The organism is Nocardia rosealba, from assembly GCF_020216065.1.
In the GTDB taxonomy this organism is placed as follows: Bacteria; Actinomycetota; Actinomycetes; order Mycobacteriales; family Mycobacteriaceae; genus Nocardia; species Nocardia rosealba.
In genome coordinates this window covers 1,303,584-1,317,754 of sequence record NZ_JAIWNA010000001.1, presented here as the reverse complement: position 1 = coordinate 1,317,754, position 14,171 = coordinate 1,303,584, and the positions used below count along the sequence as shown (strand labels likewise).

Sequence of the window (14,171 nt, the reverse complement as noted above, 5' to 3'; positions counted from 1 at the left end):
GGACCCGGTATTCGGGTGCGCGTGGCATGGGCACGCGGGTTGTCGATTCCTAGGCTCGAAATCGTCGGGAACGCACCGATGATTTCCGGCTCGAACAGGAGAAAAGACACTGCTCATGAACCGATTTCGGCGGAACTCCGGTAAAGCGGGCCTTTCAGTTGTTGTGGTGGGTGCGGTGCTCGCGGTGGCCGCGTGCGGGGGTGGGGCGTCGGTGGGGGCATCGGACGAGGTGGTGACGATGCCGCCACCTGCGGTGGCTGCCGCGATGGACGCGGTGGTTCGCCAGGGGTTCCCGGGTGTGCAGGTGGTGGTCGACGGGCCCGGCGGACATCGGTCGTTCAGTGCGGGCGTCGGTGACCTGGGTACCGGCGCACCGTTCCCGGCGGACGCGCGTGTCCGGATCGGGAGCAACACCAAGACCTACGTGACCACGGTGATCATGCAGCTGGTCGCCGAGGGCAAGGTCGACCTGGACGCGTCGATCGAGCGCTACCTGCCCGGGGTGGTGCGCGGCAGCGGCAACGACGGCAACCGGATCACCGTGCGGCAGGTGTTGCAGCACACCAGTGGGGTGCCCGACTACCTCGGTCGTGGCTCCGGCGACGGCATCACAGCCCAGAACTCCGAACAGCTCGACCCGGACGAGGAGGCGCTGCGGTGGCAGCACTTCGAAATGACCGAGTTGGTCCGGCGGGCGATGACGACGCCGCCACAGTTCGAACCGGGCGCGAAATCGGTGTACACGAACACCAACTACCTGCTGGCCGGTCTGCTGATCGAGCGGGTGACGGGCAATCCGGCCGCCGACGAGATCGGGCGCCGGATCCTCGAGCCGCTCGGTCTGCGCGACACCTATGTGCCCGCTTCCCGCGAAACCGGCATCCGTGGTCCGCATGCCCGTGGCTACCACCGGGTCGATGGTGAGCCGGTCGATTTCACCGACTTCGACCCGTCCTGGGCCGCCACCGCCGGTGACATGGTCGCCACCGCGACCGACCTGAACCGCTTCTTCATCGCGTTGCTGTCCGGAAAGCTTTTGCCGCCTGCGCAATTGGCCGAGATGCAGCGCACCGTGCCGTTCGACCGGATGCCGGGCGCGGACTACGGGCTCGCTCTGATCCATCGGACTGCGTCGTGCGGTGCGCAGGTGTGGGGGCACGGCGGCAGCATTCCTGGCTTCGAGACGCGCAACGGCGTCACGTCCGATGGCACTGCGGTGACCGTCACGGTCAACCAGTTGCCGACTACCGAGGAAGAGGCGGATGCGGTCAACGGCGTGTTGGACGCCGCACTGTGCGCGTCGTGATCGCCTGCCCCACCGCTCCCCTATGCGGCCGAACAACTTTCGAGGAGAAACAGTGAAACGCGCCAAAGGGCTGCCTCTCGCCCTGACCGGCCTGATGGCCTGTGCCGCCCTGATCGGATGTGCCGGTCCCGATGCCGAGGCGGAGTCCCACACCGCGGTGCCTGCCCGGTTCACCGGTCAGCATCTGGAGTGGAAAGACTGCGGGGTTCCGAAACTGGACGAGGCGGGGGCACAGTGCGCCGACGTCACCGTGCCGGTGGATTACGCCGACCCGCAGGGGCCGACTCTGACGGTGGCGATCTCCCGGATCGCCGGTACCGACCCGCAGCGCGGCGTCATGCTGTCGAATTCGGGCGGTCCCGGTGGTGAAGGTCTGGACTTCATGGTCGATGTCGGCAAGGCGATGACGCCCGAGGTGCGGGCTCGCTATGACCTCATCGGGATGGACCCTCGTGGTGTCGGTCGCTCGTCGGCCGTCGACTGCAAGTGGCCGGTCGGCTTCGGGTTGCATTCGGCGGGCCTCGACGCGGCCGGCTTCGCGGAATCAGTTGCGACGCAGAGTGATTTGGCCGCCCGCTGTGCCGCCACCGAAGGGGCGCGGCTGCCCCACATCACCACCCGCAACACCGCACGGGACATGGACGTCATCCGCGGCCTTCTCGGCGCGGAGAAGATCAGCTACTTCGGCACCTCGTACGGCACCTACCTCGGTGCGGTGTACATGCAGATGTACCCCGACCGCAGCGACCGGATGGTGCTCGACAGCGCGGCCGACCCGGACGAGTACGGGCCGGTCGGCATGATGCAGGCCATGGGTCCGCTCAACGAGGCTGCGTTCGACCTGTGGGCGGAGTGGGTCGCGGCACGCGACGCGGAATACCACTTCGGTACCAGCCGCGCCCAGGTTCGCGAGGCCGTTCAAGAGTTGATCGGACGGGCCGCCGTCACGCCGATCCGGTTGGGTGAGTACGAGATCGACGAACACTGGCTGCCGGTGGTGTTGTTCGTCGGACTGGACAGCCCCGACCAGTACGAGATGGTGGCCCGACAGATCCGGACCATCGCCGATGCCGCCGCGGGCAAACCGGCCCAGCCCGACGAGACGTTGGATTCCACCCTCGGATTCGCCTTGAAGGCACGGCCGAAAGACAATTCGTCGCAGATGGCGATCATGTGCGGTGACGTGGCCACGCCGCGCGATCCCGAGTTCTACCGGCGCAATATCGAGGCCGCCCGCGCCGCCCAGCCGCTCTTCGCCGGGTTCACCAACAACATCACCCCGTGCGCGTTCTGGGCACCGCCGGTCGAACCGACGACGGTGGTGCGCAACTCGGTGCCTGCCCTGATCGTGCAATCCACCGGTGACACCCGGACCACCTACGACGGAGCGGTCGCCCTGCACGAAGATCTGAGCGCTTCGCGCATGGTCACCCTCCAGGACGTGCCGATCCACTGGATCTTCGGGCGCTACCAGAACTCCTGCGTGTACTCGGCCGTGAACACCTACTTCCGCGACGGCACACTGCCCGCCGACGACATGACCTGTCGAGCCGACTGACCGGAATCGGGCGAAGCCCTGAACCCTGCACGGGTTCAGGGCTTCACGCGTTCAAGTAGGCGAGCACGGCGAGTACCCGACGATGGCCGACGTCTTCGGCAGACAGCCCGAGCTTCGCGAAAATGCTCCGAATGTGTTTATGCACAGCGCCTTCGCTGACCACCAACCGCTCGGCGATGGTCGCGTTGTTGTGGCCCTCCGCCATCAGCGCGAGCACCTCGCGCTCGCGGGCGGTCAGTGTGGCCATCGGGTCGTCGGCTTTGCGCCGCACCAGCAGCTGCGAGATCACCTCGGGGTCCATCGCGGTGCCACCCGCCGCGACCCGGCGCAGCGAATCGAGGAAGCGATCGACCTTGCCGACGCGCTCCTTGAGCAGATAGCCGACACCACCCATCCCGTCGCCGAGCAGTTCCGCGGCGTAGCTGTCCTCCACCCAGGACGACAGCACCAGCACGGGCAGTCCGGGGTGCAGTTTGCGTGCGCTGACGGCCGCGCGTAAGCCGTCGTCGGTGAATGTGGGCGGCAGGCGCACATCGACGACGACCGCGTCCGGGCGATCTGCGGCCACCGCCGTGAGGAAGTCGTCGGCGTTGTCCACGGCGGCGATCACCTCGATACCCGCCGTGCTCAGCAGCAGCACCAAGCCCTCGCGCAGCAGGGCATTGTCCTCGGCGATCATGACCCGCACGGCAACTCCACCCGCACTACAGTAGGGCCACCTGGTGGACTGGTCAGCGCCATCCGGCCGTCGAGTGCCTCGGCCCTGCGCCGGATTCCGGCCAGCCCGCCGTCGTAGGTCTCTACGGCGCCGCCCACGCCGTCGTCGCGGATCTCGATCGTCAACAGCTCGGGAGCACCGCCCAGCACCAGCGAGATGCCCGAGGCGCCGGAATGCTTGGTGGCGTTGGTGAGTGCCTCGGTGATGACGAAGTACGCCGCCGCCTCCACCGCGGCGGGTCGCCTGCCCACCTCGTGGAGCTCGAGCGCACAGGGGATCGGGTTGCGGGCGGCCACGGCTGCGACCGCACTGGCCAGGCCACGATCGGTGAGCACCGGCGGGTATACGTTGCGCACCACATCGCGCAGCTCGGCCAGCGCGGCCGTCGCGGTGTCCTGCGCCTTGCGCACGAGCTCGCGGGCGGTTTCCGGGTCCTGGTCGCGCAGCTGGTCGGCCAGCCCGAGCTGCATGATCACCGCCGCGAGCCGGGCCTGCGCCCCGTCGTGCAGGTCGCGCTCGATGCGGCGCAGCTCGGCGCCGTGCGCGTCGAGCGCGGCCGCCCGGGTGGCGGTGAGGGCCGCGACCCGGTCGGCCAGCAGGGCGCCCTCCGGTGGTTTCAGCAGGGCACGGGTGGCCATCGCCTGCCAGCGCGCGGCGACCGGAAGTTGCAGGGTCACCAGGGCCACCGGTACTGCGAGAACGAAGCTCAGAATCGCCCTCGGCCAGGAGTCGACCGTGAAGCCGAAACTGGCGAACTCCTCCCCCGGCGGCATCAGCTGCCAGAATGCGGGGATCGTCAACTGAATGAGGGTGCTGAGCGGGAGCGCGAGAGCGAATACCGCGAGGTAGAGGCCGGTCAGCGCGTGGGCTGCCAACCAGCCGAAGTCTCGGCGGTTCGCCGGATCGGTGAACACCGTCGCGACCCGCTGCCGCAGTCCACCGGTGAACGGCTGATAGGCCTGCACCGCAGGCTCACCGAGGTACCGTGCCGCCCGGCGGCGATCGAACGACACCAACGGCCGGACCAGCCGAACAGCCTCGGGCAGTGCCGGTATGCCGACCCCGATCAGACAGAAAGCGCCGACGATCAGCAGGCCGACCACCGCGAACAGCGCGAGCAGAGCGGTGACGCCACCGACCGCCAGGTACCAGACAGCGCCCGGCAACCGCCGTGCTTTGTCTCGCGCCGAGCGCAGGGCCTTCATCACCTCGCCATGCTGTCAGAACGGGACGCGACCGTGTCCGGCCGGTGCGCCGTCGGCACCGACTCCGAACCCTTGACCCCAAGTCGAGTTGAGGTCTTAGCGTGGCGTTCGTCGATCACCACGCGAGAGGACATGCTCATGATTCTGGTTACCGGGGCCACCGGAAATATCGGCGGCCCGTTGCTGAAAGAGTTGCGGGCGTTCAGCTCCGAGCCGATCAGGGCACTCACCCGTGATCTCGCCGGCGCTGCCTTCCCGGCGGGGATCGAGGCGGTCGAGGGCGACCTGGCCGACCCCTCCTCGGTGGCGACGGCGCTGGAGGGGGTGCGATCGATGTTCCTCGTGCCGGGGATCGGGCCGGACGCCGAGATCATCGATCGCGCCCGTCGAGCCGGTGTCGAGCATGTGGTTCTGGTGTCGTCGATCACCGTGGAGACCCACCCTCACCTCGGTCCCGCAGTCGACAAGGCGTCGGTGGAGAAGATTCTCGAGGCCAGTGGAATGGATTGGACGATTCTGCGGCCGACGCAGTTCGCGTCCAATGCGCTCATGTGGGCGCCGACCATCCAGGCGGGGCAGCCCGTCCAGCTGCCCTACGCCGACGTCGGGCTCCCCACGATTCATCCCGCCGATATCGCCTCGGTGGTCCGGATCGCGCTGACCGAACCCGGGCACCGAGGGCAACGGTATGCGCTCACCGGCCCCGCACCGGTGAGCGCGCGTCAGCAGGTGACGACCATCGCCGGGCTGCTGCACCGCGACGTCGAGGTCACCGAGATCACCCGCGAGCAAGCCCGGGCAAGGATGGTCGCGGTCTTCGGGGAGGACGCCGCCGATGCCGTCCTGGATGTAACGGGTGGCGATGTCAACGACGCGCTGCTGCGGGTGCGTGACACCGTCACGCGGGTGACGGGGTCGACGGCCAGGACCTTCGAGCAGTGGGCCGAGGAGAACATCGACTCCTTCCGGTGATGGTCACCGGTTGGGGAACGAACCGACGAGTCCGCCGTCGATGACGAGGTCCTGCCCGGTGATGTAGGAGGCGTCGTCGGAAGCCAGAAAAGCCACCGCCGCAGCGACTTCCGCGCCGTGACCGACGGCGCCCAGCGGTACCTGTGCGGCGTTGCGTGCGTCGGCCTCGGGGTCGGTGGTGGCGTCGCCGGTAGGCCGCGGTACAGCGTCCACGAGGCGTTGAGGACGACCGCGGAACCGTGAAGAACACGCCTTTGAAGTTGATGTCGACAGACTGGTCGACGTCGGCCTCGGTGAGTTCCGAGGCGGGTTTGAATATCCCGGACGGCGTCGAGGTGGCCACGCCAGCGCTGGGTGGAGTGCATCAGGGCATCGAGGTCGTCGGGTTCGCCACGTCGGCGCGAACGGTCAGCACCCGTTGGCCCGCATCGAGTTCGGCTGCGGCACCGCACCATCGGTGGGGAATCTCTACGGGGACTTCGCGAAAATCCGTGCCGCCGCGTGGAAAGAGCACAAAACCGCCCGGGAGGGCGGCTACCTACACCAAGTCCCTCGCGAGGCTGCCTCTGACAGGACCGGTTCACCGCGATCATGCAACTCAACGAGTTGTTCGAACGCTGACGTGTCGGCGTCGAACGCCACGTCCTAGATGCCTCGATTCCCTCAAGGCAGGAGTGGGTAACCGACATCTCACCCCGGTGAGTTGGGCCGACTCTGCGCTCCCAAGGCCCGGAGCAGCCTGCGCGATCAGCGGCATTTCCGTGCGTTCACGCCAGATGCGGAGCCAGGATCGCCGCGCCTGCACGTACGGCGGCCCAGTCGGTTTCGTCCTGCCGGACCAGCGCCTGCGGCAACCACGTCCGGCGCTGCACCTGTTCCCGAATCAGCGCAGGGATATCGAGCTCGATCCCCGGGACGACACCGGCCACAGCCAGGTGGTCCACACGCTCCTGCATGGCTTGCAGTAATCGGTGGTCGAAATCGATTACAGCAGACACGAATTCCTCCGTGCTGACCGTCCTCAGGCCCGACAGCGGCGCGGAGAACGTGATCTCACCATCGGGATCGGGTGTGAACTGCCACGCCACAGTGACCGTGTCCTCGGGGCCGAGGGTGCGCCACCACCGAAACGCGGGCCCGAATCGCAGATACGAGGTGTCAGTCCATCGCAGGCTGTACGCCTCGGAGGCGGCCTCGACCGCTGGATTGTCGAGGAGATCCGGATCGCCGGCGTCGACCCACTCCTCGGCGCCAGCGGCGAAGAACTTCGCCAAATCATCCGGCACCGGCTCGAGGGCCGAGGGCAGAACGGCGAGCAGGTCCTCCCACAGCCGCACCACGTAATAGTCCACCCACGACGTTACGGCAGCGCCGCCATCGCCGATCATGTTCGTGGTCCGCTCGGCATATCTCAGCAGCTCGACACCACCAACCTCCAGGCAGTACCACCCCTGGGTGAGCCCGAACCAATGCAGACGGCGATGCTCCCCCCACGGAACAACCTTCTCGAGGGGCGCCAGCTCGAACCGAACACGCATCATGCCCCCGATTCAACTGATCACCCCGCGCGCTGTCGACCACATTCGTGGGTCGGCGGGTAGATCGCCCTGCGGACGTACTGGGCGTTCATCGACCACTTGCACTGCGTGGAGGTCAAACACGACGCGATGTAATCGGCATTTCAGGATGCTTCTACCGGTCTGGTTGTAGCAATGTGGTCCAAGAGCGATCTGGGGAAGCCCGTCCGCGCCGAACCCCGTGTCCCGGGTCCGCGGACCGGTGGTGGCGGTTCCACCACCGCCTAACCGATCAACCACGATCCGCGCTCGTGCCGCGCCGAATCATGGGGCTGCTGTAGGGAGAGGTGACATCGCAATATCTCACCCCGGCGAGCACCGCGACCTTTTCGCGACGCAAGCCAGGAGTGCGTCGGATCCGAGTGTCGCCCACGGCCAAACCGGTATCCTCAAGGGTCTCCCTGGCACGCCGAGACCACAAGAATTCCTTCATCTCGGCGCTCCGTCTGACCCGTGCTTCGGTGGACAGCGTGGCTTAACTCATGGTGACGATGGAATGCACCGCGCGATCGCGGATTCGGTGCGGCGATGCCCCCTACGATGAACCGCATGACAGTCACCATGAGCAATGTCGGGATCGTCGTCGAGGATCTCGGGGTGGCGATCGACTTCTTCCAGGAGCTCGGTTTGGAGCTCGAGGGGCGGGCCGTGGTGGCGGGCGAGTGGGCCGGGCGGGTGACCGGGCTCGGGGACCAGCGGGTCGAGATCGCCATGATGCGCACGCCGGATGGGCACAGTCGGCTCGAACTCTCGCGGTTTCTCGAGCCCGAGGTGGTCGCCGATCACCGCACGGCTCCGGTGAACGCGCTGGGGTATCTGCGGGTCATGTTCCAGGTGGACGACCTCGACGACACACTCGAACGCTTGCGCAAGCACGACGCGCGGGTGGTCGACGAGGTGGTGCGGTACGAAGATGTCTATCGGCTCTGCTACGTGCGCGGCCCCGAGGGGTTGCTGATCGGGCTGGCCGAAGAATTGGGGTAGGCGTGCGCTGAGTTCCGCTGGATCTGCTCGCGCAGAATATCGCCGTGACCTGCGTGTCTGGCGAACTCCTCGATCATGGCGAGCAGTGTCCAGCGCATGCTGACCTTCCCCTCGCCGGGGATGTCGAGGGTGTCGTCGAGGTCGAAGCGGGCGGCGATTTCGCGGGAGCGGCGACTCGCGCGTTCGAACTCGGCGATGACATCGGCCAGCGATTCGTCATCGGACACGGCGAACGTACCTTCGTCGCGGCGCGAGTATCCGTCGCATTCCGATTCCGCGAGCCCGGCCCAGAACCGCTGAAACCAAATCCGTTCCGCACCCGCGGCGTGTTTGAGGAGCGAGATCGGTGTGGTGAGCGATGGGACGAGACGTCTGCGCGCGTCGGTTTCCGACAACCCGCGCGCGGTATCGATGAGCACTTCGCGGTTGCGGTCGAGCATATTCTCGAGAAGCATCCGCTCCCCACCACTGGTAATTCGTTCGGTCTTCATCTCTTTCACTCCATTTCCGTTGTGCCAGAATGCGCGGATGGCCATCAAGTTCGATGCTGTCGACGCCGCGTTGCTCGCCGAGCTGGCGCGGGATCCCCGGGCGCCGATTCTCGAGCTGGCGCAGCGGCTCGGGATCGCGCGGAACACGGTGCAGGCGCGGATGAAGCGGCTCGAGTCCTCGGGGGCGGTGCGGGGGTATCCGCCGGATATCGATGTGGCGGCGATCGGGTTCGCGGTGCACGCGTTTCTCGGAATCGAGCTCGATCAGAACAAGATGGACCCGATCATCGAGCGGTTGCGCGACTTCCCGCATGTGCTCGAGGTGCACGCGACGACCGGTCGCGCCGATCTGCTGGTCCGGGTGGCCGCGCGCTCACAGCAGGATCTGCTGGAGATCATTCAGCGGGTGCACGCCATCGATGGGGTCAACCATACCGAGACGATGCTCGCGCTGGCTACACCGATCGGGTATCGGAGCCTGCCGCTGGTCGAGGATCTGACCGCACGTCGATCCGACGACGATGTGAGCTAGGTCTCTCGGCTCGAGCAGATTGACTCATCCGCATCAGTGTCCTAGATCACTTTTGAGCAGTCTGATCAACTTTTTGTGTGACTGTTGACACAGTTCACCCCTTCACGGCACATTTCGCAGCACGGGTAGCAGTTTTCCTTCGTGCAGTGAGGTGTTCATGACCAGCGTCGTCTGTTCCAACGCCCGACCGCTGGCCGAACCGGCCGGGTCCTACGATCTGGCCGACCGGTATCGGTCCGGCGCGGGCCCGGTCCTGCTCACCGGCGTCCAGGCCATCGCCCGGCTGCTGGTGGAACAGCATGTGCGTGACATCCGCGCCGGGCGCCGGGTCGCGACCTTCGTCTCGGGGTACCAGGGCAGCCCGCTGGGTGGCGTCGACAAGATGCTGCTGGGCATGCCGGAGGTGCTCACCGAACACGACATCACCTTCGTCCCGGGGCTCAACGAGGAACTTGCCGCCACCTCGGTGTGGGGCAGCCAGGCCGACCTGCCCGCCGGACGCCCGACCCACGACGGCGTGGTGGGGGTCTGGTACGGCAAGGGTCCCGGTGTGGACCGGGCGACCGACGCCATCCGCCACGCCAACATGTACGGGGTGAATCCGCGCGGCGGGGTGTTGCTGCTGGTGGGTGACGATCCGTCGTCGAAGTCGTCGACCGTGCCCGCCGTGAGCGAACGTTCGCTGGCCGCGATGGGTGTGCCGGTGTTGTTCCCGCGCAATGCCGAGGAGATCATCACCCTCGGCATGCAGGGCATCGCGCTGTCGCGGGCCTCGGGGTGTGTGGTGGCGTTGAAGATCGTCGCCGATGTCGCCGACGGCGCGTGGACGGTCGACGCCGACGTGGCCGACCTCGCCGTGACGGTGCCCGAGGTGCAGTGGGAGGGAAGGCCTTTCACGTATCGGCAGCGTCCGATGGCCGCCCCGACCGACAGTCTGCTCGCCGAGGCGGACCTGTACGGCCCGCGCTGGGCGATGGTGCACGCCTACGGCGCGGCCAATGCCATCGACAGCATCGAGGTCGACCCGCCGGAGGCGAAGGTCGGCATCGCCGCCACCGGAACAACATTCGACGCCGTGCGCCAAGCACTGCTCGAGCTCGGCGTCGACGAGGCCGCGATGCACCGGGCCGGAATCCGGTTGCTGCGCATCGGGATGCCCTATCCGATCGGCCCGGCGAAGGTCGCCGAGTTCGCCCGCGGGCTCGAGGAACTGATCGTGGTCGAGGACAAGACCGCCTTCGTCGAGACCCAGATCCGCGAGATCCTCTACGGCACCGAGCACACGCCACGCATCCTCGGCAAGCACGACCAGCGCGGTGCCCGGCTGATGCCGGTCGACGGTGAACTCGACGCCGGACGGCTGCTCGCCCCGCTGCGCCGGGTGCTGCGCGAGCGCGTCGAGCTGAAAAGGGCTGCGCCGCCCGCGCTTCCGCTGGAGGTGCTCAGCACCAAGCGCACGCCGTACTTCTGCAGCGGCTGCCCGCACAACCGGTCAACCGCCCTGCCGGAGGGCTCGATCGGCGGCGGCGGCATCGGCTGTCACACGCTGGTCACCATGTCGGGCCGCGCCGACAGCGCCGTCACCGGACTGACGCAGATGGGTGGCGAGGGCAGTCAGTGGATCGGGCAGGCGCCGTTCACCGATGTGCCGCATCTGTTCCAGAACATCGGCGACGGAACGTTCTTCCACTCCGGGCAGCTGGCCGTGCAGGCGTGCGTGGCGGCGGGCGTGAACATCACCTACAAGCTGCTCTACAACGAGGTCGTCGCGATGACCGGAGCGCAGGAGGTGGGCGGCATGCTCACCGTCGCGCAGCTCACCCACAAACTCACCGTGGAGGGCGTGAAGCAGATCATCGTCTGTGCCGACGAGCCGAAGCGGCACAGCAAGCGGGCGCTGGCCGAGGGGACGCTGCTGTGGCATCGCGACCGGCTCGACGAAGCCCAGCGGATGCTGCGCGAGATCGAGGGCGTCACCGTGCTGATCTACGACCAGCACTGCGCCGCGGACGCCCGCAGGCAGCGCAAACGCGGCACACTGCCGGTGCGCAACACCCGCGTGGTGATCAACGAGGCCGTCTGCGAGGGCTGCGGTGATTGCGGCACCAAGTCGAACTGCCTGTCCGTGCAGCCCGTCGACACCGAGTTCGGGCGCAAGACCCGCATCGATCAGACCTCCTGCAATACCGACTACAGCTGCCTGGACGGCGACTGCCCGTCGTTCGTGACGGTCGAGGTGTCACCGGACAAGCGTGCCGGCCGCGAAACCCTGGAGCCGCCCGCCGTTCCGGATCCGGCGCCTGGCGTGCCGCAACGCACCCAGAACGTGCTGATCGCCGGCATCGGCGGCACCGGCATCGTCACGGTGAACCAGGTGCTGGCCACCGCCGCCCTGCGCGCCGGGTACGAGGTGGAGACGCTCGATCAGATCGGACTGAGCCAGAAGGCCGGGCCCGTCGTGTCGCACCTGCGGTTCTCGGGTTCGGAGCTGGAACCGGCGAACCGGCTCACCCCGGGTAGCGCGGACTGCCTGCTCGCCGTCGACCTGCTGACCGCCACCGATCCCCGATACCTGCGCTACGGCAATGCGGCGAGCACGGTGGCCGTGGCGTCGACGAGTAAGACACCGACCGGCGACATGGTGTACGACAAGTCGACGTCCTACCCCGAGACCGGCGCACTGCTGGATCGCCTTGCGGCGGTGACGCATTCGATCGACCACTTCGACGCACTCGCGGCCGCGGAAACCCTGTTCGGCAATACCGCGGCCGCCAATTTCCTCATCGTCGGCGCTGCGGTGCAGGCGGGCGGGTTGCGGTTGCCGGTGGCGGCGATCGAGGAAGCGATCGGGATCAACGGGGTCGCCGTGTCGGCCACCCTGGCCGCATTCCGCTGGGGCCGTGTCGCCGTCGCGGATCCGGCGGCCTTCGCTGCGGCTGTCGACGAGGGGCAGCCGCGGCGGGTGCCGCCGACCGTACCGGCGGAACTGCTGGCGCACACCGGCTTCGAGGGTGAGGTGCGGCGGATCGTGGAACGGCGTGCCGGTGAGCTGATCGGCTACCAGAACACGACGGTGGCACGACGCTACATCGACACGGTCGAAAGCGTCTGGGCGGCAGAACGTTCCGTTACCGAGCGCACCGAGTTCAGCGAGGCGGTGGCACGTGGGCTGTACAAGTTCACCGCCTACAAGGACGAGTACGAAGTAGCGCGGCTGCTGGTCGACCCGGCGTTCCTCGCCGAGGTACAGGCCCAGGTGCCGGGTGGCGAGAAACTCACCTACAAGCTGCACCCGCCCGTCCTGCGCGCCATGGGCCGGAAGAAGAAGATCGGTCTCGCACCGAAATCCCATGTGGCGCTGAAGGCCCTCGCCATGGGCAAGTTCCTGCGCGGCACGAAGCTCGACCCCTTCGGTTACGCCCACGTGCGCAAGGTCGAACGCGAACTGCTGGCCCACTACACCGCCATGGTGACGCGGCTCGCCGCCGAACTGACCGAGGAGAACTACGAGACAGCCACCGCGGCAGCTGCTCTCGCCGACGTCGTGCGCGGCTACGAGGACATCAAACTCGCCAATGTCGAGCTGTACCGCGCCGGGCTGCGCGATCTCGGCATCGACTTCTGAGTGATCACGGCGCCGAATCCATCGGCGCCCAACAGCACAACATCAGGCCGCAGACCCGCGGCACGAACGAACCACCCGGACACGACCCGTGGTGGACGCAACCGGAAAGGATCGACAGTGACCGTCGCACACCCCGAAGCAGGAGTTTTCGGACGATCGCACGAGTTGAGTGCCCGCGCCCACGAACAGGTGGTGTTCTGCGAGGACGACAGGTCCGGGCTGAAGGCGATCATCGCCATCCACTCGACAGCGCTCGGCCCCGCCCTCGGCGGCACCCGCTTCTACCCCTACGCCGACGAATCCGCGGCGTTGCAGGACGTGCTGCGACTGTCCTGGGGCATGACCTACAAGGCCGCCGCCGCTGGTGTCGACCTCGGCGGCGGCAAGGCCGTCATCATCGGTGACCCGGCGACGATGAAGAGCGAGGAACTGCTCGCCGCCTACGCGCGCTTCGTCGACACCCTCGGCGGCCGCTACATCACCGCGGGCGACGTGGGCACCACCACCGACGACCTGGACATCATCGGCAGGCACACCCGCTACGTCACCGGCCGCAGCGTCGCCGCCGGTGGCAGCGGTGACAGCGCCCGGCTCACCGCGCTCGGCGTGTTCCAGGCCATGCGCGCGGGCGCCGAATCCGTGTGGGGCGCACCGACACTGGCTGGACGCACCGTCGGCGTGGAAGGCGTCGGCAAGGTCGGCCGCGAGCTCACCGCCTTGCTGCTCGCCGACGGCGCCGAGGTGTGCGTGACGGATGTGAACGAAGCGGCGCTGCGCCGCATCGCCTCTGAGCACCCCGAGGTCCGGCTGCTGTCCACGGTCTCGACCGCACCGGTCGACGTATACGCCCCCTGCGCGCTCGGCGCCACCCTCACCGCGTCGACCGCCGCGACGATCGAGGCCAAACTCGTCTGCGGCGCGGCCAACAACCAGCTCGCCACCCCCGATGTGGAGCAGACACTCACCGAACGCGGTATCACCTGGGTCCCCGACTTCGTCGCCAACAGCGGCGGACTCATCCAGGTGGCAGGCGAATTGCGCGCCGCCCCACCCGCCGAGGTGGAAGCCGAGGTCACCGACATCTTCCCGCGCTGCCGCGAGATCATCGCCGCGGCGAAAGCCGACGGTATCGCCACCGGTGCCGCTGCCAATCGGTTCGCCGAACGCCGTCTCGACGCCATCCCCCGCTCGCTCTGAGCGCGC

General features: G+C 67.6%; 12 protein-coding genes. 7 read left to right on the top strand and 5 right to left on the bottom strand.

Translation table 11 applies throughout. From position 1 onward, the window contains the following. The first annotated feature begins 166 nt into the window (after positions 1-166). Together LDL21_RS05955 and LDL21_RS05950 are read left to right on the top strand one after the other, a co-directional pair. A complete protein-coding gene (locus tag LDL21_RS05955) occupies positions 167-1,306 on the top strand; it encodes a serine hydrolase domain-containing protein (RefSeq protein ID WP_225279089.1) in 1,140 nt (379 codons plus the stop codon). Between the two features lie 52 nt (positions 1,307-1,358). Continuing rightward, positions 1,359-2,864: an alpha/beta fold hydrolase gene (locus LDL21_RS05950; protein ID WP_225279088.1), complete on the top strand. Its 1,506-nt coding sequence runs from the start codon at positions 1,359-1,361 to the stop codon at positions 2,862-2,864. Positions 2,865-2,907: 43 nt separating this feature from the next. Here LDL21_RS05950 and LDL21_RS05945 read toward each other — a convergent pair whose 3' ends face one another. Both LDL21_RS05945 and LDL21_RS05940 read right to left on the bottom strand, forming a co-directional pair. After that, positions 2,908-3,552 (bottom strand): response regulator, encoded by a 645-nt coding sequence (locus tag LDL21_RS05945; RefSeq protein ID WP_225279087.1) that lies wholly within the window; start codon positions 3,550-3,552, stop codon positions 2,908-2,910. Next, complete coding sequence (locus LDL21_RS05940) at positions 3,540-4,787, bottom strand: sensor histidine kinase (RefSeq protein WP_225279249.1); 1,248 nt, start codon at positions 4,785-4,787, stop codon at positions 3,540-3,542. The genes LDL21_RS05945 and LDL21_RS05940 overlap by 13 nt, the downstream gene beginning before the upstream one ends. Before the next feature lie 138 nt (positions 4,788-4,925). Here LDL21_RS05940 and LDL21_RS05935 point away from each other — a divergent pair, with 138 nt between their 5' ends. Next, positions 4,926-5,759 (top strand): SDR family oxidoreductase, encoded by an 834-nt coding sequence (locus LDL21_RS05935; protein WP_225279086.1) that lies wholly within the window; start codon positions 4,926-4,928, stop codon positions 5,757-5,759. Positions 5,760-5,762: 3 nt separating this feature from the next. Here LDL21_RS05935 and LDL21_RS05930 read toward each other — a convergent pair whose 3' ends face one another. Further along, the gene (locus LDL21_RS05930; protein ID WP_372462140.1) at positions 5,763-5,972 is read right to left on the bottom strand and encodes an SDR family oxidoreductase; all 210 of its coding nucleotides are present in this window, start codon (positions 5,970-5,972) and stop codon (positions 5,763-5,765) included. A gap of 554 nt (positions 5,973-6,526) precedes the next feature. Next, entirely contained in the window at positions 6,527-7,300 is a 774-nt protein-coding gene (locus tag LDL21_RS05925) for a DUF5984 family protein (RefSeq protein WP_181698496.1), read from the bottom strand. A gap of 585 nt (positions 7,301-7,885) precedes the next feature. Between LDL21_RS05925 and LDL21_RS05920 the strand changes: the two genes are divergently transcribed. After that, complete coding sequence (locus tag LDL21_RS05920) at positions 7,886-8,320, top strand: VOC family protein (protein ID WP_225279085.1); 435 nt, start codon at positions 7,886-7,888, stop codon at positions 8,318-8,320. Here LDL21_RS05920 and LDL21_RS05915 read toward each other — a convergent pair. Further along, entirely contained in the window at positions 8,266-8,811 is a 546-nt protein-coding gene (locus LDL21_RS05915) for a DinB family protein (RefSeq protein WP_225279084.1), read from the bottom strand. The genes LDL21_RS05920 and LDL21_RS05915 overlap by 55 nt on opposite strands. A gap of 37 nt (positions 8,812-8,848) precedes the next feature. Here LDL21_RS05915 and LDL21_RS05910 point away from each other — a divergent pair, with 37 nt between their 5' ends. From LDL21_RS05910 to LDL21_RS05900, 3 genes are all read left to right on the top strand, one after another. Beyond that, entirely contained in the window at positions 8,849-9,343 is a 495-nt protein-coding gene (locus tag LDL21_RS05910) for an Lrp/AsnC family transcriptional regulator (RefSeq protein WP_067493199.1), read from the top strand. 157 nt (positions 9,344-9,500) lie between these two features. Beyond that, positions 9,501-12,968 (top strand): indolepyruvate ferredoxin oxidoreductase family protein, encoded by a 3,468-nt coding sequence (locus LDL21_RS05905; protein ID WP_225279083.1) that lies wholly within the window; start codon positions 9,501-9,503, stop codon positions 12,966-12,968. 117 nt (positions 12,969-13,085) lie between these two features. Beyond that, positions 13,086-14,165 carry a Glu/Leu/Phe/Val dehydrogenase dimerization domain-containing protein gene (locus LDL21_RS05900; RefSeq protein ID WP_225279082.1) on the top strand — a complete coding sequence of 360 codons (1,080 nt, stop codon included), beginning with the start codon at positions 13,086-13,088 and terminating at the stop codon, positions 14,163-14,165. Positions 14,166-14,171: the final 6 nt, after the last annotated feature.

Excerpts from the sequence above, each read along its gene's own strand:
- LDL21_RS05940 (WP_225279249.1), bottom strand. The coding sequence starts at position 4,787 with ATGAAGGCCCTGCGCTCGGCGCGAGACAAAGCACGGCGGTTGCCGGGC.
- LDL21_RS05935 (WP_225279086.1), top strand. The coding sequence starts at position 4,926 with ATGATTCTGGTTACCGGGGCCACCGGAAATATCGGCGGCCCGTTGCTG.
- LDL21_RS05925 (WP_181698496.1), bottom strand. The coding sequence starts at position 7,300 with ATGATGCGTGTTCGGTTCGAGCTGGCGCCCCTCGAGAAGGTTGTTCCG.
- LDL21_RS05920 (WP_225279085.1), top strand. The coding sequence starts at position 7,886 with ATGACAGTCACCATGAGCAATGTCGGGATCGTCGTCGAGGATCTCGGG.
- LDL21_RS05915 (WP_225279084.1), bottom strand. The coding sequence starts at position 8,811 with ATGAAGACCGAACGAATTACCAGTGGTGGGGAGCGGATGCTTCTCGAG.
- LDL21_RS05910 (WP_067493199.1), top strand. The coding sequence starts at position 8,849 with ATGGCCATCAAGTTCGATGCTGTCGACGCCGCGTTGCTCGCCGAGCTG.
- LDL21_RS05905 (WP_225279083.1), top strand. The coding sequence starts at position 9,501 with ATGACCAGCGTCGTCTGTTCCAACGCCCGACCGCTGGCCGAACCGGCC.